We start from the raw sequence: 20,912 nt of genomic DNA, 5'->3' as shown, positions 1-20,912 counted from the left end.
GAGAATTTCGATATAAGAGCGTGACGCCTGGAGCTGCTTCAACTCACAGGTAAGATTACTGGCAGCGTCGGCTCGTCAAGTTGCATTTCGCCCTACCCAAGCGCATCGGGTCGCGCCTACGCCTTTCCCTGCTGATCCTGGTGCCAATGCCGGTCACAGCGCCACTGCCGTTAACATGAAGCGCACGCGGCCTCGGCGGTTTCAATCTCGGGGAACCTCGACGAGCCGATGCCGAGCTCCTCATCGTTCTGGCCATCAGCGCTTGTGAATCCGCCCTAGTGCCATCTAGGTTCTACCTCTGGGGGAATCGATGCTATCAGCACAGCAGTGGATTCGTGATTTGAGCATCAGGGCGAACCTCTGGCCGCTTCTGCGCGACTGGAGCCGGCGTCGGTGACTGAGCAGTTTTTCGAGAGGCCGATCCTTAACTCGCCCTATGATTTTCCCGCGAGGCACTGGGAGCTCGACACGGACGGGCAGCCCACAAACCGGATCCTCGACGTGCGCCGTCGGTCGGAGCTAATCACACCGGTTCCGAAGCCGAAAAAGCGTCGGCAGAGTAGCAAGCAAAGCTCATTCATCCTCGGTGCTGACGATGATCTGTCGACCCAGGATCAGGAGTATAATCCGACCCCGATCATTAACGAGGTTCGCGCCCACGTCGAGACCTGGCGGAACTTACCGAACCCGGATCAGTGGCTGGTTACGCCTGAGACGGCGCGGTTGCTGCAGCATTGGCGCAGTCACAAGTTCCAGAGCGTCAAACCATTTTTCTGCCAGGTAGAGGCCGTCGAAACTGCCATCTGGCTCACGGAGGTCGCGCCCAAAATGGGCGCACGGACTGCAAAATTCTGGGCTCATCTGAAGGGAGCCAACGAGCAGGCTAACCCTGAGCTCATGCGTCTGGCGCTGAAGCTCGCGACCGGCGCCGGCAAGACGACAGTCATGTCGATGTTGATCGCCTGGCAAACCGTCAATGCCGTCCGGCATCCGAACAGCAAGCAGTTCTCACGCGGTTTTCTCATCGTCGCGCCAGGGATCACGATCAAGGACCGACTTCGGGTTCTGCTGCCGAACGACCCTGAGAGCTACTATCGACACCGCGAGATCGTTCCGACGGACATGCTGGCGGACATCGACCGCGCCAAGATCGTCATTACGAACTATCACGCCTTCAAGCTGCGGGAGCGGCTGGAGATCTCCAAGGGAACTCGCACGGCCCTCGAAGGGTGGCGCGGTGAGAAGCTCCAGACGCTCGAGAGCGAAGGCCAGATGCTCCAGCGAGTCATGCCCGAGTTGATGGGCATGAAGAACATCGTCGTGCTCAACGACGAAGCGCACCATTGTTATCGTGAGCGGCTCAAGGACGCGACAGGCGACACCGAGGCCGATCTCAAAGGCGAGGACAAGGACGAGGCCAAGGAGAACAATGAGGCTGCGCGTCTCTGGATTTCCGGCCTCGAAGCGCTGAAGCGCAAGCTGGGCCTGGCTCTCGTATACGACCTCTCGGCGACACCGTTCTTCCTGCGCGGCTCGGGATATGTCGAGGGCACGCTTTTCCCATGGACGATGAGCGACTTCTCGCTGATGGACGCCATCGAATGCGGGATCGTGAAACTGCCACGCGTGCCGGTGGCAGATAATAGTCCATGAGGAGAAACTCCGAAATTCCGCAACCTGTGGGACCATATCGGCAAGAAGATGCCGAAGAAGGGCCGCGGCGCTTCGGGACGATCACTCGACCCTTTAAACCTTCCCGCCGAGTTAGAGACGGCGCTACATGCCCTCTATGGTCACTACGCCAAGACCTTCGAGCTCTGGGAGCAAGAGGGCATTGGCGTCCCGCCCGTGTTCATCGTCGTATGCAACAACACCTCGACCTCGGAGCTGATCTACAAATACGTCTCCGGATTCCACCGTGACAACGACGATGGCACAACCGCGCTGGAGAACGGCCGCTTAGAGCTGTTCCGGAACTACGATGGCTATGGCAATCGCATCGCGCGACCCAATACCATCCTAATCGACAGCGCCCAGCTCGAGTCCGGCGAGGCTCTCGACAAGGACTTCCGCGAGATGGCCGCGGATGAGATCGATCGCTTCAAGCGCGACATCATCGACCGCGGCGGGCAGGACGCGAATGACATCCTGACTGGAGGGGAGATCGACGAAGCGACGCTGCTGCGCGAGGTGATGAACACGGTTGGTAAGAAAGGCCGGCTCGGCGAGCAGATTCGCTGCGTGGTCTCCGTGTCGATGCTGACCGAGGGCTGGGACGCGAACACCGTCACCCACATCTTGGGCGTTCGAGCCTTCGGCACTCAGCTGCTGTGCGAGCAGGTCGTAGGTCGCGGCTTGCGCCGCCAGTCCTACGAGTTGAACGAGCAGGGCTTGTTCAATGTCGAATACGCCGACGTGCTCGGGATCCCATTCGATTTCGCTGCAAAACCGGTCATCTCGCCACCGGCGAAGCCGCGCGAGACCATCCGCGTCCATGCCGTGAAGCCGGATCGCGATGCGTTGGCGATCGTGTTTCCGCGTGTCGAGGGCTATCGTGTCGAGCTTCCCGATGAACGCTTGGAAGCGACCTTCGGCCCGGACCATGTGCTGAACCTGACGCCTGAGCTCGTCGGCCCCTCGGTCACGAAGAACCAGGGCATCGTCGGTGAGGGCGTCGATCTGACCGTGGCGCATCTCGAGGACATGCGATCCTCGACGATCCTGTTCCACCTCGCCAAACACTTACTCTACAACAAGTATCGCGACCCCGGCGAGGAGCCCAAGCTCCACCTGTTCGGACAGCTGAAACGCATCACGCGGCAGTGGTTGGACGGCGGCGGCTTGCAGTGCTCTGGCGGGACCTATCCGGCCCAGGTGATCTACAAGGAGATCGCCGACATGGCCGCCGAGCGGATCAAGGCGGCTATCACTTTAAGCCTTGTCGGTGAGAACCCGGTGAAGGCGATCTTGGATCCCTATAATCCGACCGGTTCGACGGCTTTCGTCAACTTCACGACCTCGAAGGAAACGCGCTGGCAGACCAATGGCCCGCCACCCAAATCCCACGTCAACTGGGTGATCTGCGATAGCGACTGGGAGGCCGAGTTCTGCCGCGTGGCCGAAGTGCACCCGAAGGTCCTGGCTTACGTGAAGAACCAGAACCTCGGGCTGGAAGTCCCCTATCTGATGGGCTCAACGCCCCGCAAATACATTCCTGACTTCGTTGTGCGCGTTGATCACGGACTAGCCGAGCCGCTGAACCTCATCGTCGAGATCAAGGGCTATCGTGGTGAGGACGCCAAGGAGAAGGCCAACACCATGCGGTCCTACTGGGTGCCGGGCGTGAACAATCTCGGCAAGTTCGGCCGTTGGGCCTTCGCCGAGTTTACCGCCGTCTACGAGATCGAGGCGGAGTTCGACAAGCTCGTCGCGGGCTTGGCGAGCGGATTGGGTCAGTGATGGAAATCGGCAAGCTGATTGCCATCGAACCGCGCGCGGTCTGGCCGCACGAGGCGCTGAAATTCACGCCCTGGCTGGCGAGCCAGCTCGATCATCTTGGGGAAGCCATAGGCGACGAGCTTGAGCTTCTCAGCGCGGAAACCGCGGTGGGGCCGTTCTCGGCGGACATCGTCGCGCGCAACCAGTATGGCGAGACGGTGCTGATCGAGAACCAGCTGGCCAAGAGCGACCATACCCATCTCGGCCAGATCATGACTTATCTCGCCGGGCTAGAGGCGAAGACCATCATCTGGGTCAGCACCCGGTTCCAGGCGGAGCACGTCTCGGCCATGCGCTGGCTCAACGACCACACCCCGCCGGAATTCCGCTTTTTCGCCATTGAACTCCGCGTCGTTCGCATCGGCGACAGCCCGGCTGCGCCGATCTTCGACATCGTTGTCCAGCCCAACGCATTTGAACGTGAGATCAAGGCCCGCAAGACGGAGGCCCTGGCCAAGAGTGACAGCCGGCTGCGCGACTTCTGGACCGGCTATCTGGAGCGCTATCCCGAGGATACGAAGCTCGGCGTCAAGGCCTGGAACGTGAACAACCAGTGGCTGCCAGTTGCTGGAGGCATCCTCGTCGGGACCTGGATCGCCAAAACCTGCGGTGTATATGTGCGCGGCCAGTCCTCGGTGCCGATTGCGGCCATAGCCGAACAGCTCGCCAACCACCGGGCGCAACTCGAAGCCATGCTCGGCGTCCCCTTCACCAGCGCCCGCGAGAAGGAATGGCTTCTGGTTCAGCAGGGCAGCTCGGTGGTCGATCCCGCGACCTGGCCACAGGCCATAGACTGGCTGCACCAGCGGACCCATGCGACCGTGAACGCCCTCAGGCAGACATTGGCGACCGTCGAAGAGAGTTCAATCTGATGGCTAAGAACCCGCTCACGGTCGAAGCGCTCAAGCATGACAGCGCGACGCGTCGGAACATCCCGACGGCCGAATATGAAAGCGTGATGCGCGCCGATGAGAAGGCGCCGGTTCAGCTCGCCTATGAGCGTCGCAACCGCGATCTCGATCCGCAGCTGGTCTGGCGCGGCAAGGACGAGCAGGACTGGTCCGCCCTCATCGTCCAGGCGCCGCCGCTATACATCCAGGAAAAGGTGCATCCCAAGGCGATCATCGACGAGCTGAAGCGGGAGTCGCAAGCGCGCCGCGAAGAGGCCGAGCCCTTGGCGCCGGATCTTTTCGCCGACTTCAACGGGCTGAAGGACAAGGAGGCTGCGACCGAGTTCTACAGCCACGACCAGCACTGGTCGAACCGCATGATCTCGGGCGACAGCCTCTCGGTGATGGCGAGTCTGGCAGAGCGTGAGGGACTGCGCGGCAAGGTGCAATGCATCTATTTCGACCCGCCTTACGGTATCAGGTTCAACTCGAACTTTCAGTGGAGCACCACGTCACGCGACGTGAAGGACGGCGCCAAGGATCATCTCACCCGCGAGCCCGAGCAGGTGCGTGCCTTCCGCGACACCTGGAAGGATGGCATTCACTCCTATCTGACCTACTTGCGCGACCGTCTCACGGTCGCACGCGACCTGCTGCATGAGAGTGGCAGCATCTTCGTCCAGATCGGCGACGAGAATGTGCATCGAGTGCGGGCACTGATGGATGAGGTATTTGGAGAACGAAATTTCGTTGCACTAATAACCGTTGAAAAAACCAGTGCGCAGACGACAGACTTGCTATCGAGCAGCACAGACTACGTAATTTTTTTCTGCCGAGATATTTCTCGTGCAAAGTTCCGTCGTGCGTTGTCTGCAAAAGAGCCGACGGACAGCATGATGGGCGAGTATGCGTCATATCAAGACGAGATGCTGTGCCGACATCAGATACCGCGCTCAATTACGGCTTCGGAGTGGTCTGAGATTGAGAAGAAATTCAAGATTTTCTCTAAGGACAACACAACATCGAACAGGCCACCCGGGTCTTTTCCGGTTCCGTTCCGAGGTAGGTCATATACTCCTGGCAACGGCTTCTGGAAAACTGGCGAAATCGGATTTTCACGGCTAATTAAAGCTGATCGGATCGAAACGCGAGGGTCGGCGCTTAGATATGTGCGTTATTTTCGAGATTATTCGGCCTCTCCAATAAATAACATTTGGTCCGACGTAAAATTTTCAAGCCGACGGGAAGATAAGTCATACGTTGTCCAATCGTCGACACTGTTAGTGCAGCGTTGCGTTTTAATGAGCACTGATCCAGGCGATCTTGTCCTTGACCCGACCTGCGGATCTGGAACAACGGCATATGTCGCTGAGCAGTGGGGCCGGCGCTGGATAACGATTGATACTAGCCGCGTCGCCGTTGCCCTTGCACGTTCGCGCCTCATGGGTGCGCGCTATCCATATTATGTTCTCGCTGACAGTAAGGAAGGCCAACGGAAGGAGGGAGAGATTTCCAGCGTCCCTCCAAGGCTCTCAAGCACACTCAGCGATGTCCGTCATGGGTTCGTCTATGAACGCGTGCCGCACATTATGCTGAAGGACATTTCCAACAACGCTGAGATCGACGTGATCTGGGAGAAGTGGCAGGCGACCCTCGAACCGTTGCGAGCAGCTTTGACCGCGGCACTCGGCGCGAGTTGGGAGGAATGGGAGATCCCGCGAGAGGCAGCTTCCGGCTGGCCTCAAGACGTGGTGGACACCCATGCGCAATGGTGGGAGGCGCGCATTGCACGGCAAAAGGAAATCGACGCATCGATCGCCGCCAAGGCGGAGTTCGAGTATCTCTACGACAAGCCCTACACCGACAACACCAAGGTGCGCGTCGCGGGCCCCTTTACTGTCGAAAGCCTTTCGCCACACCGCACACTCGCCGTCGACTGGGACGACGAGTTGATTGACGTGCTTGAAGCTGCCGACGGCAAGCGCAAGGCTGTCGAGCGCGACCAGAGCTTGCACGACTTCGCGCATATGATCATCGAGAATCTCAAGACCGCCGGCGTGCAGCAGGCGCACAAGGAGGACCGCATCAGCTTCACCAGCCTTGTCGGCTGGCCGGGCGAGTTCATCTGCGCCGAAGGCACCTACGTCGAGGGCGACAAGCGGAAGCGCGCCGGCATCTTCATCGGTCCGGAATTCGGGACGGTTTCGCGGCCTGATCTCGTCGCAGCCGCACGCGAGGCGGGCGATGCCGGCTTCGACGTTCTGATCGCCTGCGCCTTCAACTACGACGCCCATTCGGCCGAGTTCGACAAGCTGGGCCGCGTGCCTGTGCTGAAGGCTCGCATGAACCCCGACCTGCACATGGGCGGAGATCTGAAAGCGACGGGCGCCGGCAACCTCTTCGTGATCTTCGGCGAGCCCGACATCAAGATTCTGGATGCGGCCGATGGCATGAAGCAAGTCAAGGTCTTCGGCGTCGACGTCTTCAAGCCGCAGACCGGCGAGGTGATCTCCGAGGGCACGGACGGCATCGCGCTCTGGATGCTCGACACCGACTACAACGAGGAGAGCTTCTTCGTCCGCCACGCCTACTTCCTCGGCGCCAACGACCCCTACAAGGCGCTCAAGACGACGCTGAAGGCCGAGATCGACCAGGAGGCCTGGGAGAGCCTGAACTCCGATATCTCGCGCCCCTTCCCGAAGCCGAAGAGCGGGCGCATCGCGGTCAAGGTCATCAATCACCTCGGGGACGAGGTGATGAAGGTGTTTGCGGTGATTTAGCTCGGTGCCTGGCCATAATCACTACCCATGGTGCAGTTGTGGCTGGTGCTACCGGACGCGGTCTGGCGCCTACTCGAGATCGTTTCAGTCTATGCCCGGCCATCGTGTCAACAACGCGGTGCCATTGGCTGGATACCACGTTTCAAAAACTCGCAGTGTTGCCTGCTTTGTTAATCCGAACGCAATTTGCCCGATCTGTGGTGATAGGGTTTACTATTATCAAAACGCCCATGGATCGAGGGTTTATTTTGACGACCTAGGGTGGCCCTGGCCGAAGCATCCTTGCACCGACAACAGTCAATCACGAACTGTCACGCGAGGCACAGCCATATTCCCCGATGACCTGAGAGATCAACAAACGTCTGAGGGGCTGCTCCGAACCGCTCATCATGAGAGTATTGTTTTTAATAGAACGCTCTACAGCGACGGGTGGATGTTGTGCGTGGTCGTGAAGGTTGGGCTATTCGACAACAAGTCAGACGTTAATGTCAGTTTTCTCGAGGAAGACCGACCGCTGGGGCGATTCCGCTATGAAGGAACATCGCCATTTCTGACTCAAAAATCGATCATTGCTTACAAGGGCGACCAAGTTTCGCTTCCAGATGGTGAAACACTCGAGAGAACGATAATCCCGGTTAGATGGCTGAGGTGATTAGCTGATGGAATTCCGCATCGCCGACACGTTCACGGATAGCTTGGGGCGACTGACCGCACAGGAGCAGAAGGCCGTCAAGACAACAGCTTTCGACCTGCAGATGAACTCGGCCGCGCCCGGCCTGTCCTTTCACAAGCTGGACCGCGCCAAGGATCCGAATTTCTGGTCGTTACGGGTCAACGCGGACCTCCGCATTATCGTGCATCGCGCGCAGAGCGGGACCCTGCTCTGCTATGTGGACCACCACGACGCGGCCTATACATGGGCCGAACGCCGCAAGATCGAACGTCACCCGACGACCGGCGCGATGCAGTTGGTCGAGATCCGCGAGCGGGTCGAGGAAATCCGGGCCGCTCGTCCAGCGGAAGCCTGTGTGCAGCCGGAAGTCGCGCCGCCGTCTGCGAAGGCAGTCGCTCTCTTCGACAATCTGCGCAAATACGAACTGATGGCATTTGGTGTGCCGGAGGAATGGGTCGACGACGTTCGCCGGGCCACCGAAGACACACTCTTCGACATCATCAAGCACTTGCCGCAGGAGGCGCAGGAGGCGCTTCTGAAGCTCGCGGTCGGCGAGAGCCCCGAGCCGCCCCAGCCAGTTCCGGCAGAAGCCGATCCCTTCGCGCACCCAGACGCCCAGCGCCGCTTCCGTGTGCTCACTAATGCCGAAGAGCTGCGGCAGGCTCTCGACTACCCCTGGGACAAATGGGCGGTGTTCCTGCATCCGGCACAGGCCGCACTGGTCGAGCGTGTCTTCACCGGTCCCACACGCGTGTCCGGCTCGGCCGGAACCGGCAAGACGATCGTGGCGCTGCACAGGGCCGTTCATCTGGCGCGCGCCCACCCAGAAAGCCGCGTGCTGCTGACGACGTTCTCGAAGCCGCTCGCTAACGCATTGCGGGCCAAGCTGGCGAACCTGGTGCCTTCAGACGATACTCTTCGAGCGCGCTTCGCCGTGAAAGCTCTCACGGCGCTCGGCTATGAGCTTTACTCCGAATGGTTCGGTCAGCCGCAGATCGCCTCGGCATCGGTCGTCCGCAGCCTCCTGACCAAGGCGGCCGCCGATGTCCCAGAGCAGAAGTTCTCGGCGCATTTCCTGTTCGGCGAATGGAGCGACGTCGTTGATGCCTGGCAGCTGAAGAGCTGGGAGGCCTATCGCGACGTCTCGCGGCTGGGGCGCAAAACCCGCATCGGCGGCACGCAGCGCGAGGCGCTCTGGACCATCTTCGAGCGGGCGCGTGTGGCCATGGCCGAGCGTAAGCTCGTCACCTGGGCAGACATCTTCGGCCGGCTCACGGAGCACCTGGCGAACGGCAAGGCCCGCCCCTTCGATCACGCGGTCGTCGACGAGGCACAGGACCTGGGTGTCGCCGAGGCGCGCTTCCTGGCAGCCCTGACGGGGCAGCGACCGGATGGCCTGTTCTTCGCCGGGGACCTGGGTCAGCGGATCTTCCAGCAGCCATTCTCATGGAAGGCCCTTGGTCTAGACGTGCGCGGGCGGTCGTTCACACTGCGGATCAACTACCGCACCTCGCATCAGATCCGCTCGCAGGCGGACAGGCTCCTGCCCGGCACGATCTCGGACGTCGATGGCAATACGGAAGGCCGCCGCGGCACGGTGTCGATGTTCGACGGACCGCCTCCTGACGTGGTGATCTCCGGCGATCGGGAGGATGAGGCCAGGGTGGTCTCGGCCTGGATCTCGAAGCGCCTTGCCGACGGCTGCAAGCCCCACGAAATCGGCGTCGTGGTCAGGTCGGAGGACGAGATCAAGCGAGCAAGGGCGGCAGTTAAGCTAGCCGGTTCCTCCTCCGTGGAGCTGAACGACAAGGTCGAGGTCCAGGACGGCTCTATCGCGATCACGACTATGCATTTCGCTAAGGGGCTGGAATTCCGGTCCGTGGTCGTTATGGCGTGCGACGACGAGGTCATCCCCCTGCAGGAGCGGATCGAAAGCGTCGCCGACGATGCCGATCTCGAGGAGGTCTACAACACCGAACGGCACCTGCTCTACGTTGCCTGCACCCGCGCCCGGGATCATCTACTTTTGACCGGCGTCGAGCCCGCATCCGAGTTTCTGGATGACCTGCGAAGAGGGTGAACAGCCGCCACAACCGCGGCGCGCCCGACACGCTTCGAACGTGTGTCCTTTGTCACCTTGGCCCTTCGCCCCCTTGCAAAATCCCGCATTGCCGAAGCGGCGATGATCGTTCAAATTCTGAGTCATGGTGAGAATGGACTAGCGGCTTGTCGGTAGATGCAGGTGCTGCTCCATCGGCACGCACGGTTGCGAGTTTGATTGGTGACTAAGCCTCATCTCGTGCAGCGGAAAAACACAGCGCGGGCCGGAAGCACAGCCCCGCGGCCGCGTAGCGAAAGCCGCAAAGGCACGATTGTTGGGCAGGTCTCCGATGGCGATGTCGGGCTCGGCACCAGGCTCGGCTGCCGCATTCGAACAATGCGCAAGACAGCCGGCTTGACGCTGGATGCACTGGCGGAGCGCTCGGGCGTCAGCCGGGCCATGTTGTCCAAAGTCGAGCGTGGCGAGAAAAATCCAACGCTGGCCGTGGTCACGCGGATCGCGCAGGGTCTCGATACTTCACTCTCTGGCCTGATGGGCGCCGAGACCGAAACGACGCCTGTCGCGATCCGACGCGCCGGTCAGCGTCTGAGTTTTTACGATGAAGAGACTGGTTTCGAACGCCATCTCCTGTCGCCGGCCCATATCGAGACCGGGGTAGAACTGCTCCTGCACATCATTCCGCCAGGTGCATCCTCGGGCTTGCTTCCAGCCTATGACGGCTTCGTCGAGAAGCACCTCATCATCCAGGAGGGGCAACTGTCGGTCCATCTCGACGACGGATCCTATCACCTGCAGGCCGGCGACAGCTTCTACTTCCAGATCCGCGCGCCTTATCGATTCGCGAATGAGACTCGGTCGCGCTGCTCCTACTACTGCGTCATCGTGCGCCGGCCGTAGGCGGCTGGCTTTGCCGTCCGATGTCGAGCAGCGACCTCACTGCAGGGTGAACGGGTTGGAACGGGCGGGCTTCGTCCGGATATAGACACTCTTGGTCTCGAGATATTCCATGATCGCGGCTTGGCCGTTCTCGCGCCCGATCCCGGATTCCTTGAAGCCGCCGAAAGGAGCCAGATAGCTGACCACGCGATAGGCATTGATCCAGACCGTCCCGGCCGTCAGCCGTTTCGGTATTGTCATCGCGCGACCGAGATCGCTGGTCCAGACGCCGGCGGCGAGTCCGAATGGGGTGTCATTGGCCAGCGCCACGGCCTCCTCCTCCGTCTCGAAGCGCAGCACGCTGAGCAGAGGGCCGAATACCTCCTCTCGGGCGATACGCATGTCGTTGGTGACATCGGCGAAGATCGTCGGCTCGATGAACCAGCCTTCTGTGCAGCCCTGGCGGGTGCTGCGGGTTCCCCCGAGGACGCAGCGGGCGCCATCGCGGCGAGCGATGTCGATATAGTCCAGAACCTTGGCCAGTTGCTGTTCGGTCGCGACCGGGCCGATGTCGGTGTCCGGGGAGTTCGGGTCGCCCAGACGCGCCTCGACCATGCGCTTGACCAACATATCGAGAAAGCGGTCATGGATCGAGGACTGCAGCAGCAGCCGCGAGCCGGCCATGCAGGTCTGACCGCCGGCTGCGAAGATGCCCGAGATCACGCCGTCGACCGCGGCGTCCAGATCCGCGTCGGCAAAGACGATGTTGGGAGACTTTCCGCCGAGTTCGAGCGAGACGCGCTTGAACCGCTTTGCCGCGGCCTCATAGATTTTCCGGCCGCCAATGTTGCCGCCCGTGAACGCGACTCGCGCGACGAGCGGATGCTCGACCAGCGGCTCGCCGGCTTCGTGTCCAAGCCCCGTCACTACATTGACGACGCCGGGCGGGAAGCCGGCTTCCTCGAACAGTCGGGCCAGGGCCAGCATCGATACCGAAGCGAATTCCGACGGCTTGACCACGACTGTGTTCCCAGCAGCCAGCGCCGGCGCCAGTTTCCAGGCTGTCAGGAGCAGTGGCGAGTTCCATGGCGTGATCGCGCCGACCACCCCAAGCGGCTCATAAGCGACATAGTGGAACATGTCTGCCTTATCGACCGGCGTGACGCTGCCTTCGATCTTGTCGGCGAGCCCGCCATAATACTGGAACCAGCGGGGCAGGTATTTCATCTGTCCAAGCATCTCGACGCGCAGCTTGCCGTTGTCGCGCACTTCGAGATCGGCCAATCGTTCGGCGTTGGCGGCGATCAGGTCCGCGAGCCGATACATCAGCAGGCCGCGGTCGCTGGGCGTCATGCGCGACCACGGTCCCGTGCTGAAGGCCTCATGCGCGGTCCGCACCGCGAGGTCGACGTCCTCCGCACCTGCCCGCGGAATCAAGGCCCATGGTCGACCGGTATAGGGGTTGTTGGTTTCGAGCCAGCGACCGCCGGCTGCCTCGCGGCTTTCGCCGCCGATATGCATGAGAAAGCGCTCCAGCGTAGGTTCGGGCTGAACGGTGCTATGCATCGCCACTCTCCGGGAAAGCAGAGTCGGGTGTCGCCACGCGAAGCGCCGGTCCGGCATGCTTCGCGTGGCGAGGCCGCTTCATGGTTTGTGCAGGTGCTGGCAGCCGCTCTGCTCTGCGGGGGTAAAGAGCCCCTCGCTCGGCAAGGTGGCCAGGACCTTGTAGAGATCCGCCGGGCTATTTGATTCCGCAGGAGACTTCACCTCGAAGAGATGCATATCCATGACGACGCGGCCGTTGTCTTGGATCCTTGCCTTCTGGATGATGTCTCCAGTGATCGGCAGTTCGCGGATCTTCTTCGCTATGCCCGTGGCATCGTCGCTGCCGAGCTCGTTCACCGCCTTGAGATAATGCGAGGTCGCGACATAGGCGAGCGCATGCCCCATGGTCGGAACCTTGTTGTCGAAGCGCGCCATGTAGCGCTTCGCCCAGGTGCGCGTCGCTTCGTTGATGTCCCAGTAGAATGGTGCCGAGAGCTTCAGGCCCTGTGCAGCCGAGAGCCCGAGGGCGACAACGTTGTTCTCGTAGACGAGCATCGTTGCGGGTTTCGCTTTGACGCCGAATTCACGCATCTGCTTGAGCGAATTCACCAGATCCGGCCCGGCATTTGCAAGCCCGATGACGTTTGCGCCCGACGATTGCGCCGTCAGCAGCGGCGACGACAGGTCGGCCGTCCCCAGCGGGTGGCGGGCCTCGCCGAGCACCTGGCCACCGGCCGCCTTCACGGCCTTGCTGGCGTCGGCCGAGAGGCTGTGACCGAAGACATAGTCGGCCGTGAGAAAGAACCATTTGTTGCCGCCGTCTTCGACCACCCCCTTGGCGACGGCATTCGCGAGCTCGAATGTCGACGGAGCCCACTGCGTGCCGAAGGGTGAGCATTGGGCACCGGTGAAGTTCGGGGCATATCCGCCGCTGACGAGGGTGGTTACGCCGCGCTCGCGCGCCACCGCCTGAACCGCAAGGCCGACCGAACTCGACCCACCGGGAAGGATGACGCTGACGCCGCGTTCGTCGATGAACTGGCGCGCCTGGGCCGAGCCAATATCAGGCTTGCTCTGATGATCGGCGACGACGACTTCGATCTGGCGGCCAAGGACAGCGCCGCCGAAATCCTCGACGGCCATACGGACTGACAACACTGTGCCGGGCCCGCCATTGTCCGAGAAAGTGCCGGACATGTCGTCGACGACGCCGATCCGGAAGGGCTTGTCGTTGGCGTCCGCAGGCAGCGTGCAGACCAGCACCACAGCCGCCAGAACCGAATTTCGCTTAACAGGCGTGCTCATTGCGCGTTCTCCCCTGATTATGATGGTTTCGCCTTTATGGCTTGGCCTTTGGCCCGAAACCTTGGCACCAGACGCGCAACCGCGCCCCGGGCGGACGGATGCTAACATCCGCCCGGATACGAGCAATCAAATTCTACTATAGAAGAAAAATATGGCGGCCATAATCGCGCGAGATGACGATGGGAGGGTATTGCAAGGTGCTTCGCACGCCAGCTCCGGCCTGTCGCCCTTGCATTGCTATCGGCCAGCCACAACCGCGGCGCGCGCCCCACGCTTCGAACGTGTGACCTTTGTCACCTTGCCCCTTCACCCCCTTGCAAAATCCCGCATTGCCGAAGCGGCGGGACGACGGGCTGCCCGCCGTGAAAGAAGCCCGCGACATGTCTGAAGCATCGTCGACGCGAGCTTCAGGAAATAACCTGAATCAGACTCCGCCCGAGAGAAGCCGGAACGGGGCACCGATGATGGTTATTGGAAGCTTGACGATGGCCTCGAGCGACCCACCCGCGATATCCTGAGCGCTCGCTGGCGTTCGTTGCCTCGCAACGCCGCTCTCGAGGACCGCGGTGAGCCTGGGCGCAACAGCAGCCAGTTGCGCGAATTTGCCGTGGTTACTGGAATCGAGTCCCTTTACCTCGGTCATATCGATGACGATAGCGCCCAGAGCGGCCAATTCCTCCGGGTCGGAATCGGCTCCGAGTCTGCCCCGGCCTCCCGCCAGGAAATTCGACGCCCCCAGCGCCTTGTCGTCCTTTGAGAGCACCACGAAGAACGGCTTGGCCGGTTTGCCGAAGCGACGCATCTGCGACTTGAAGACGTCGATATCGATATCGGGCGCTGCCAGCACCACTCGCCCGAGCTTCGACGACTGCGGCAGGCCGCCGGAGATCCGAATCTGCCGTAGCGCCTCGACCGTTACCCAATTGCCCATGGAATGCGCCAGGATGTTTATCTGATCCGCATTGCTAGCGAAGAGAAGTCGAATGGTTCGCTCGAGATCGTCGCGCGCTGCCGTGGCACTGTTGGTGTCATAGACATACTGCGTCACCTGACCTCGAGACGCCCACGTGAACAGAACCGGCACGCCCTCCGCGCGTGAATCATGCACGAGTTGGGTAAAGCGATAGAGCCCCTCGGCGAACATGGTGTTGTAGCCATGGATGAAGAGAAAGACGTTGCGCTTTCCCCTCGGCTTTGCGGCGAGTTGAGCGTTCAGTGTGCTGACGAACGCCTTCTCGCTATCGAGGTAACCGGCCTGGCGGACGACGAAGTCGGTCTTTGGATTACCCGGCGGAGTCGATGCCCATTCGACTTCGCCCTCGGCATGCTTCTCAGGCACCGAAACGACGATCTTTGCAAAATCCAGCGGCGTGCTCCGCTCGCCGTTGAACAGGGTGCCTGGCCGATCATCTCGCTTGCGCGTGGTAGCGACGAGAAGTGTGTGCGCCGTCGAACCGGAGTCGATCTCGGCTGCCGTCGCTAGAAAGCCCGCTTCGGGTCTCGATCCGCAGCCTGCCGCCAGCAGCGAAGCCGCTAATGTCGCCCCCAGGCAAGCAAGTCGACCAGGAAGGAGCCCTGCAACGGCGCACAGCACTTTCGTCGACTTGGTCACCAGCAATCGCATGGAACGTTTCTCGGTTAAGTCAACATGGTCAGTGCTTGCATACGTGTATTTCACCACTGGACATAAAGCGATATCGGTAAGGAGACGAATCCTGTGTCGACCTGCATCGGCTCTCGACGTCGAGCCGGCGACAAACGGCCTCCTGCTCGCGGATGATAGCCACATCCGCGGCGCGCCCGACACGGTTCGAACGCGCGACCTTTGCCTGATCGGCTCTTCGCTCTTTCGCAAATCCCGCATTGCCGAAGCGGCGATGATCGGCTATCCACCTTCCACGGTTTGCGCCCGTAGCTCAGCTGGATAGAGCGTTGCCCTCCGAAGGCAAAGGTCACACGTTCGAATCGTGTCGGGCGCGCCATTTCCGTACCAAACTGCGAACACCGGTCGCAGGTACGCTTTTTCCCGCCACAACCTGCTCGAGAGTTCCACGATCCCCGACTATGCGGATAGCATGATCGTCGACCTCGATGCGATCGATGACCGAGCGGAGGTAGGCCTTGCGGAAAGGCACCTCCCCGGTGGTGATGTTCTCGCGCATGGCTCGGCCGAACTGCTCGATGACCTCCGGCGGAATCGCCGCTGCCGGGACGATCTGGGTCCGGATCCGGACGAGCGCCGCCTGAGCCCGCTCGCGTTCAAGCTTGAGGGTGGCGATGCGGTCCCGGAGAAGATCATCGAGTTCGGTGACGCCATCCTCGATCAGGCGATAGAGACGCAGGATATGGCGCGCAGCTGCGCTAGCTCTCTTCCTGCGACAGATGAGGTCCAGCGGGTCCAAACGATCGAAACGAGCGTTGTTCTCGGCCCAGCAAGCCCGCTTTCGTTCTACCTTCGGCAGGGTTTCGAGGAAGCCGGCCAAACGACGCCGCGGGGCGAGTGGTTGTTGCGGCGATCTCTTTAGCTCGCCACCCTCCGCTACGGGTCGGAAGACATGCAACTGCATATGCGCCTCTGCTTCAGCCTGGCGCGCCGCGGGGTTGTCTGTCAGGACGGATGTTCAGTCGTTCGGACCTTGATCTCTGAGGGTCTTGCGAGGCCCTGGGAAGGCCGGAGACGGACATGGTGATGACCTCCGCCCCAGGGGGCAGGCAACACCTCGGGCAGTTTGACTGCGCCCGCGCACGTTGACGTCTCCCTCAAGCGGATTCCGTTGGGGTGAAAAGGCCGGACGACCGTGATCGAGCGTTCGACCCCGGCACTGAGCACGGAAGTCGATTGGGCCGAAACCCTAGGCAGGAGGGGCGAACGCGTGGCGCCGGCTCGTTCGATGGCCTGTCGGACCCGAGCCTCCTACCAGCGCCACGAGGGCGCTGGCGTCCATGTCGAGATCAATCGTGTCGAGCGCGAAGCTGCGCCCGCCATCGAAGCCGTGAGGTCGCCGCCCCGAGCGAGATGATCAGCTGGGTGTCACGGGGCGCGCCTTGTTGCGCGCCAGCTCAGGCTTCTATGGCGGTGCGCGGGCGACCGCCTTCATCCTCGATCTGAACGAAGCGGCTGTTGATCTGGTTGAACCGCCCGCTGGAAACGGTGACGATCTCATCGAGCGGCGCGGCTTCGACGTCCGCCTTGGGACGCGACAGGAACAGTTCGGCCTGGAACAGGCCTTCCGACTCGATGCCTTCGGGGTCGATCCCCTGAGCGCGCAACGCCGCCAGGCTCAGCTCGAATTCCGTCTCGTCACGAAAGCGGCGCTGCACGAAGGTCGCGCCGGTCAGCCGTTCGGTGACGAGGCCACGCTCGGTGAAGAGATCGATGAACTCCTGATAAGGAAACATCCTCAGCACGAACGAAATGACCCAAGGCGTCCCGGTGAGCGCGTCGAGAAGCTTGCCGTAAGTCCGGCCGGTGACGTAGCCGATGGCGCCGGTCGACAACAGGACGTCCGCCGGCGCGATGAGGGCCGCGTCCGATGGCGAGAGTTCGTCCGCCTCGAGGTTGGCGGCAACGCCAGCGGCATGAAGCCCCGCCTCATTGGCGTAGCGGATCGCCGGTTCCGAGACATCGAGGCCGATGAAGCTTCCGTGTCCCACGTCGGGCCAGCTTGCATAGAAGTGGCGATCGAGCCGTGCCAGTTCGCGCGCATCGATCTGCATCATCTCCCGTCGCGCGTAGCGCTTCTTCAGCGTGGCGAAGTTGAGCGGAAAGCGGTGCGTGGCCGCATTGATCCCATAGGAGCACCCCACATCGAGCACGGTCGGGGCTGTGCCGTGCAGGGCGGTCTTGGCTGCCAGGATCTGGCGAATGACAGGTTCCGCCACGTCCGGTATCATATAGTCAAGTGCGCCGAGTACTGAAAAATATGACCTTGGATCTGTTGAGATATAGATTTCGTCAAATATTGCTTTCGATTTATTGATGTTTGCAATCTGCATATTATATGTTTCCTCCTCGGTTGTTGCCTGGAGAGTATCCCGGTCGTGCATCCGATGTGCCGGATGGGGAGGGTTCTATAGCATGATTACGCTTGGCTCAACCGGCGACCCGGAATCGACCGGGTCGCCGAGCCTGTTTTTGGCAGCCTACGAGGTGCTGCCGAGCCAGTTCGGTTTGATCCAGCTCGTGCAAAAGGGAGTCCTAACCCGCAATCAGAGAGGCGCCTTCCTCATCCATGGAAAGATGCGGTTCCCGGCCGGAATTCATGGCGCCCATTTGGCTCGCTTTGTGCTCCTCGACGGCGTGCCGGCGCCGGACGGTTCCCCGGGACATTCTTGCCTTGCCCAAAAGGCGGTAGACACTCCAGTGGAGACCCAGAGGCCAAACTGCTGACCGTCCGCTTCCAGACCATTGCCGACGCTGGGAATTGAGTGTCTACAAGCGCGGTCTCGTTGGAGGGGGCGTGCGGAAGATCATCATTCTTGTCGGTGTTCTCGGTGCTTCCGTCGTCGGTCATGCGCAGCAGCAACTTGAAACGTTGCGACCTGATGATCGCCCCTTTTACTGCGGCGCCGTGACCGTGTCTCGAATGGTTGGCGTCGAAGAACCGTAGCGCCTCGACCATCGTGATGGCATTGCGTTGGAATGCGGATATCGCATCTGTCCCGCGCTGTGAGAGGGCTCGCCCCGCGTCTAATTCGCTCGTCATGTCAAGACGATAGCGTCCGCGGTGAGTTGCGCAACGGGCCGCGAGCAGGAAATGGCCACGTCGGAATTCGAGGGCCAGAAGCGATCATCGAACCCTTCCACCCGCAACCGTTCTTCAGCCGTTTTGCTAATCAGTCACCTGTATCGTATTACCCAGATGAGTCGAGTAGATTGATCGTTTTGTGTTCGCCGTGACCGGATAAATCGCAACATGATCGAGATATATTTGCGTGTGTAGGCAATTTCGCACCTCGTGTTTTTTAAGTTATACGTTTTGATAGATTCTGACTGCGCGTCGTGAGAGCGCATAACGCATTACCGGATAAGACTGATCATGCGCTATCCCTTTCGCCCGCTCAATATGACGCTTCTCACCGGCACGGCGCTGCCACTTTTCCTGCTCCTCGGGCAGCCCGAGGCCCTGGCCGCCTGCCCGGACGGCAACTCCGCCTCCGGCCAAACCGCTGGTACTGGCTGCGGCACGGGGGGAACAGGCGGATCGGCCGGCGCGGGCGGCTTGGGGGTTGGTCTGGGCGGTGGCGGTGGCGGCACGACCCCCGGCGGTCATGGTAGCGGCGGTGGCGGTGGCGGTGGTGGCGGCGGTGGATCTTCGTCCGCGGGAAGCTCTGGGACCCTTGACGGCGGCGCCGGTGGATCCGGATTTTCCGGGACTTTCGGCGGGGGCGGCGGGGGCGGCGGGGGCTTGTCGGCGAGCTTCAACACGTCCCGGACGATATCGACAGCGATTATCGGCGGCCTTGGTGGCAACGGGGGCGCAGCCGGGCCTGCGGTTGTCGGCGGTGGCGGCGGCGGTGGCGGCGGCGGCGGCGGGGGACTCGTCCTTGGTGGCGTGTACCAGACCTATAGAACGGTGGAGATTATTACCGGCGGAGCCGGCGGCGCCGGCGGCGCCGGGGGGCTTTCCCGGACCATCTTCGGCAGTTTGGGCGGCGGAGGTGGCGCCGGCGGCATCGGCGTCGGAATCTCCAATGGCACACTCACGGTCGAGAGCGCGATTGCCGGCGGCGCCGGCGGTCGCGGCGGCGCTGGCGGCGACTCCATAGGAGGTCAGGGAGGAAACGGTGCGATCGGCGGTGTCGGTGGAACCGGGCTGGTCTCCGCTGACAGCGACCTGACGACCTGGGCCAACGTGACCGGCGGCGCAGGCGGCGCAGGTGGAGCAGGCGACATCGCGCACTCGCCAAGCTTTTTTGGCGGCGCAGGCGGCCAAGGCGCGACCGGCGGCACCGGCATCATCCTGTCCGGTGGGAGCCTCGTGCTCAAGGAGGTTGTCTGGGGTATCCGCGGCGGCGCCGGCGGGGCCGGTGGAGCCGGCGCCGCCGCGATCTCAGCCGGCGGAGGAGGCGGACAGGGCGGGAATGGCGGTATCGGCGTCCAACTCACTGATGCGACCCTGACGATCGGGGTCACCTCGTTTGTCTCCGGAGGAGACGGCGGCATCGGCGGAGACGGAGGTTTAGGCATCAATCCCGGCACCGCTGGCACGGACGGGCTGAACGGCATCGGAATCGTTGCCCACAGCTCCACGATCACCGTGGCGGGTATGGTTGCCGGCGGCACTGGCGGCCATGCCGAGGCAATCGTGTTTTCCGGCACGGGAAACCGGCTCGAGCTCCACGGCAGCTACCTCATCGCGGGCCGTGTCGTCGGCGCCGGCACCACCACGCTCGCGCTGGGCGGAGCAACCGACGGGTCCTTCGACGTCTCGGAGGTCAACGTCACCGGCGCGCAATTCACCGGCATCACCGCTTTGACAAGGAGGGTGGCAGCACCTGGACCTTGATAGGTGGCTCGCCATCGATGCCCGCCTGGACGGTGACCGGCGGTACGCTCTCGATCGCGGGGGACGCCAGCCTCGGAGCCGTCAGCAATCCTGTTACACTGAACGGCGGGACGCTGCGGACCAGCTCCTCCATCACCACGTCGCGCATCATTACGCTGGGGGCGAGCGGCGGCATCATCCAATCCGATGCGAGCCTTACCCTCTCCGGCCTCTCGGGGACTGGCAGCTTCACCAAGACCGGGACAGGCACGCTCACGCTGGCCGGCAGCAGTACCCATACCGGCGGGACGACAATTTCGGCCGGCACGCTGGTCGGCTCGGCCACGAGCTTCGGCAGCGGCTCGATCGGGAACAATGCCGCGCTGGTCATCGACCAGCCGGTCGATGCGGCCTTCGCCAATGCGATCTCCGGCAACGGCACGCTGGCCAAGCGCGGCGCCGGCCGGCTCNAACAATGCCGCGCTGGTCATCGACCAGCCGGTCGATGCGGCCTTCGCCAATGCGATCTCCGGCAACGGCACGCTGGCCAAGCGCGGCGCCGGCCGGCTCAACCTGACCGGCACCTCGACGCTGACAGGCGCGACCACGGTCGAGGCCGGCACGCTTGCGGTCAACGGCTCGCTCGCGGCCTCCGCCGTGACGGTGCTGGCCGGCGCGACGCTCGCCGGTTCGGGCACGGTCGGCGCGACCACGGTCCAGTCCGGCGCCACGATCGCGCCCGGCAACTCGATCGGCACGCTCACCGTCGCCGGCAATCTCGTGCTGGCGCCGGGC

General features: G+C 62.1%; 14 protein-coding genes, 1 tRNA gene and 1 pseudogene. 11 read left to right on the top strand and 5 right to left on the bottom strand.

The window, feature by feature from the left end; genetic code table 11:
- Positions 1 to 393 precede the first annotated feature (393 nt).
- The 6 genes from ASE63_RS28405 (at position 394) to ASE63_RS13470 (ending at position 10,800) form a co-directional block, all read left to right on the top strand.
- Complete coding sequence (locus tag ASE63_RS28405) at positions 394 to 1,653, top strand: DEAD/DEAH box helicase family protein (protein ID WP_244491402.1); 1,260 nt, start codon at positions 394 to 396, stop codon at positions 1,651 to 1,653.
- A gap of 48 nt (positions 1,654 to 1,701) precedes the next feature.
- Entirely contained in the window at positions 1,702 to 3,459 is a 1,758-nt protein-coding gene (locus tag ASE63_RS28400) for a hypothetical protein (protein WP_244491401.1), read from the top strand.
- On the top strand, positions 3,459 to 4,370 hold the full coding sequence (locus tag ASE63_RS13485; RefSeq protein ID WP_056801827.1) for a hypothetical protein: 912 nt from the start codon (positions 3,459 to 3,461) through the stop codon (positions 4,368 to 4,370). The genes ASE63_RS28400 and ASE63_RS13485 overlap by 1 nt, the downstream gene beginning before the upstream one ends.
- On the top strand, positions 4,370 to 7,168 hold the full coding sequence (locus ASE63_RS13480; RefSeq protein ID WP_056801825.1) for a site-specific DNA-methyltransferase: 2,799 nt from the start codon (positions 4,370 to 4,372) through the stop codon (positions 7,166 to 7,168). Before ASE63_RS13485 ends, ASE63_RS13480 begins: the two co-directional genes overlap by 1 nt.
- A gap of 659 nt (positions 7,169 to 7,827) precedes the next feature.
- Positions 7,828 to 9,921 (top strand): 3'-5' exonuclease, encoded by a 2,094-nt coding sequence (locus ASE63_RS13475; RefSeq protein ID WP_056801822.1) that lies wholly within the window; start codon positions 7,828 to 7,830, stop codon positions 9,919 to 9,921.
- A 201-nt stretch (positions 9,922 to 10,122) separates the two neighbouring features.
- On the top strand, positions 10,123 to 10,800 hold the full coding sequence (locus ASE63_RS13470) for an XRE family transcriptional regulator (protein ID WP_156410338.1): 678 nt from the start codon (positions 10,123 to 10,125) through the stop codon (positions 10,798 to 10,800).
- A 36-nt stretch (positions 10,801 to 10,836) separates the two neighbouring features.
- Here the strand turns inward: ASE63_RS13470 and ASE63_RS13465 are convergent, their stop codons facing one another.
- From ASE63_RS13465 to ASE63_RS13455, 3 genes are all read right to left on the bottom strand, one after another.
- Positions 10,837 to 12,345, bottom strand: a complete 1,509-nt coding sequence (locus ASE63_RS13465) for an aldehyde dehydrogenase (protein ID WP_244491400.1) — start codon at positions 12,343 to 12,345, stop codon at positions 10,837 to 10,839.
- A 78-nt stretch (positions 12,346 to 12,423) separates the two neighbouring features.
- Positions 12,424 to 13,629, bottom strand: a complete 1,206-nt coding sequence (locus tag ASE63_RS13460; protein ID WP_056801820.1) for an ABC transporter substrate-binding protein — start codon at positions 13,627 to 13,629, stop codon at positions 12,424 to 12,426.
- Positions 13,630 to 14,053: 424 nt separating this feature from the next.
- Positions 14,054 to 15,253, bottom strand: a complete 1,200-nt coding sequence (locus ASE63_RS13455) for an alpha/beta hydrolase (RefSeq protein WP_082609922.1) — start codon at positions 15,251 to 15,253, stop codon at positions 14,054 to 14,056.
- Between the two features lie 281 nt (positions 15,254 to 15,534).
- On the opposite strand from ASE63_RS13455, the gene ASE63_RS13450 reads away from it, so the two are divergent.
- Positions 15,535 to 15,611, top strand: a tRNA-Arg gene (locus tag ASE63_RS13450).
- Here ASE63_RS13450 and ASE63_RS26585 read toward each other — a convergent pair.
- Together ASE63_RS26585 and ASE63_RS13440 are read right to left on the bottom strand one after the other, a co-directional pair.
- Complete coding sequence (locus ASE63_RS26585; RefSeq protein ID WP_156410337.1) at positions 15,582 to 16,196, bottom strand: hypothetical protein; 615 nt, start codon at positions 16,194 to 16,196, stop codon at positions 15,582 to 15,584. The genes ASE63_RS13450 and ASE63_RS26585 overlap by 30 nt on opposite strands.
- A gap of 493 nt (positions 16,197 to 16,689) precedes the next feature.
- Positions 16,690 to 17,625: a class I SAM-dependent methyltransferase gene (locus ASE63_RS13440; RefSeq protein WP_056801962.1), complete on the bottom strand. Its 936-nt coding sequence runs from the start codon at positions 17,623 to 17,625 to the stop codon at positions 16,690 to 16,692.
- Positions 17,626 to 18,089: 464 nt separating this feature from the next.
- Between ASE63_RS13440 and ASE63_RS27255 the strand changes: the two genes are divergently transcribed.
- The 4 genes and pseudogenes from ASE63_RS27255 to ASE63_RS28390 form a co-directional block, all read left to right on the top strand.
- Positions 18,090 to 18,239: a hypothetical protein gene (locus ASE63_RS27255; RefSeq protein WP_156410336.1), complete on the top strand. Its 150-nt coding sequence runs from the start codon at positions 18,090 to 18,092 to the stop codon at positions 18,237 to 18,239.
- Between the two features lie 945 nt (positions 18,240 to 19,184).
- Complete coding sequence (locus tag ASE63_RS27250) at positions 19,185 to 20,138, top strand: hypothetical protein (RefSeq protein ID WP_156410335.1); 954 nt, start codon at positions 19,185 to 19,187, stop codon at positions 20,136 to 20,138.
- Positions 20,139 to 20,155: 17 nt separating this feature from the next.
- Positions 20,156 to 20,587 (top strand): annotated as a pseudogene (locus tag ASE63_RS28395) (autotransporter-associated beta strand repeat-containing protein); the annotation flags it as partial.
- 1 nt (position 20,588) lies between these two features.
- Positions 20,589 to 20,912: autotransporter-associated beta strand repeat-containing protein (locus ASE63_RS28390; protein ID WP_244491399.1), on the top strand; the 324-nt coding region annotated here is incomplete at both ends.

Origin of the sequence: Allobosea sp. Root381 (genome assembly GCF_001429395.1) — a bacterium.
Lineage (GTDB): Bacteria > Pseudomonadota > Alphaproteobacteria > Rhizobiales > Beijerinckiaceae > Allobosea.
This window is presented reverse-complemented; position numbering and strand designations above follow the sequence as displayed.

Excerpts from the sequence above, each read along its gene's own strand:
- ASE63_RS28400 (WP_244491401.1), top strand. The coding sequence starts at position 1,702 with ATGCCGAAGAAGGGCCGCGGCGCTTCGGGACGATCACTCGACCCTTTA.
- ASE63_RS13485 (WP_056801827.1), top strand. The coding sequence starts at position 3,459 with ATGGAAATCGGCAAGCTGATTGCCATCGAACCGCGCGCGGTCTGGCCG.
- ASE63_RS13480 (WP_056801825.1), top strand. The coding sequence starts at position 4,370 with ATGGCTAAGAACCCGCTCACGGTCGAAGCGCTCAAGCATGACAGCGCG.
- ASE63_RS13475 (WP_056801822.1), top strand. The coding sequence starts at position 7,828 with ATGGAATTCCGCATCGCCGACACGTTCACGGATAGCTTGGGGCGACTG.
- ASE63_RS13465 (WP_244491400.1), bottom strand. The coding sequence starts at position 12,345 with ATGCATAGCACCGTTCAGCCCGAACCTACGCTGGAGCGCTTTCTCATG.
- ASE63_RS13460 (WP_056801820.1), bottom strand. The coding sequence starts at position 13,629 with ATGAGCACGCCTGTTAAGCGAAATTCGGTTCTGGCGGCTGTGGTGCTG.
- ASE63_RS13455 (WP_082609922.1), bottom strand. The coding sequence starts at position 15,253 with ATGCGATTGCTGGTGACCAAGTCGACGAAAGTGCTGTGCGCCGTTGCA.
- ASE63_RS26585 (WP_156410337.1), bottom strand. The coding sequence starts at position 16,196 with ATGCAGTTGCATGTCTTCCGACCCGTAGCGGAGGGTGGCGAGCTAAAG.
- ASE63_RS13440 (WP_056801962.1), bottom strand. The coding sequence starts at position 17,625 with ATGCAGATTGCAAACATCAATAAATCGAAAGCAATATTTGACGAAATC.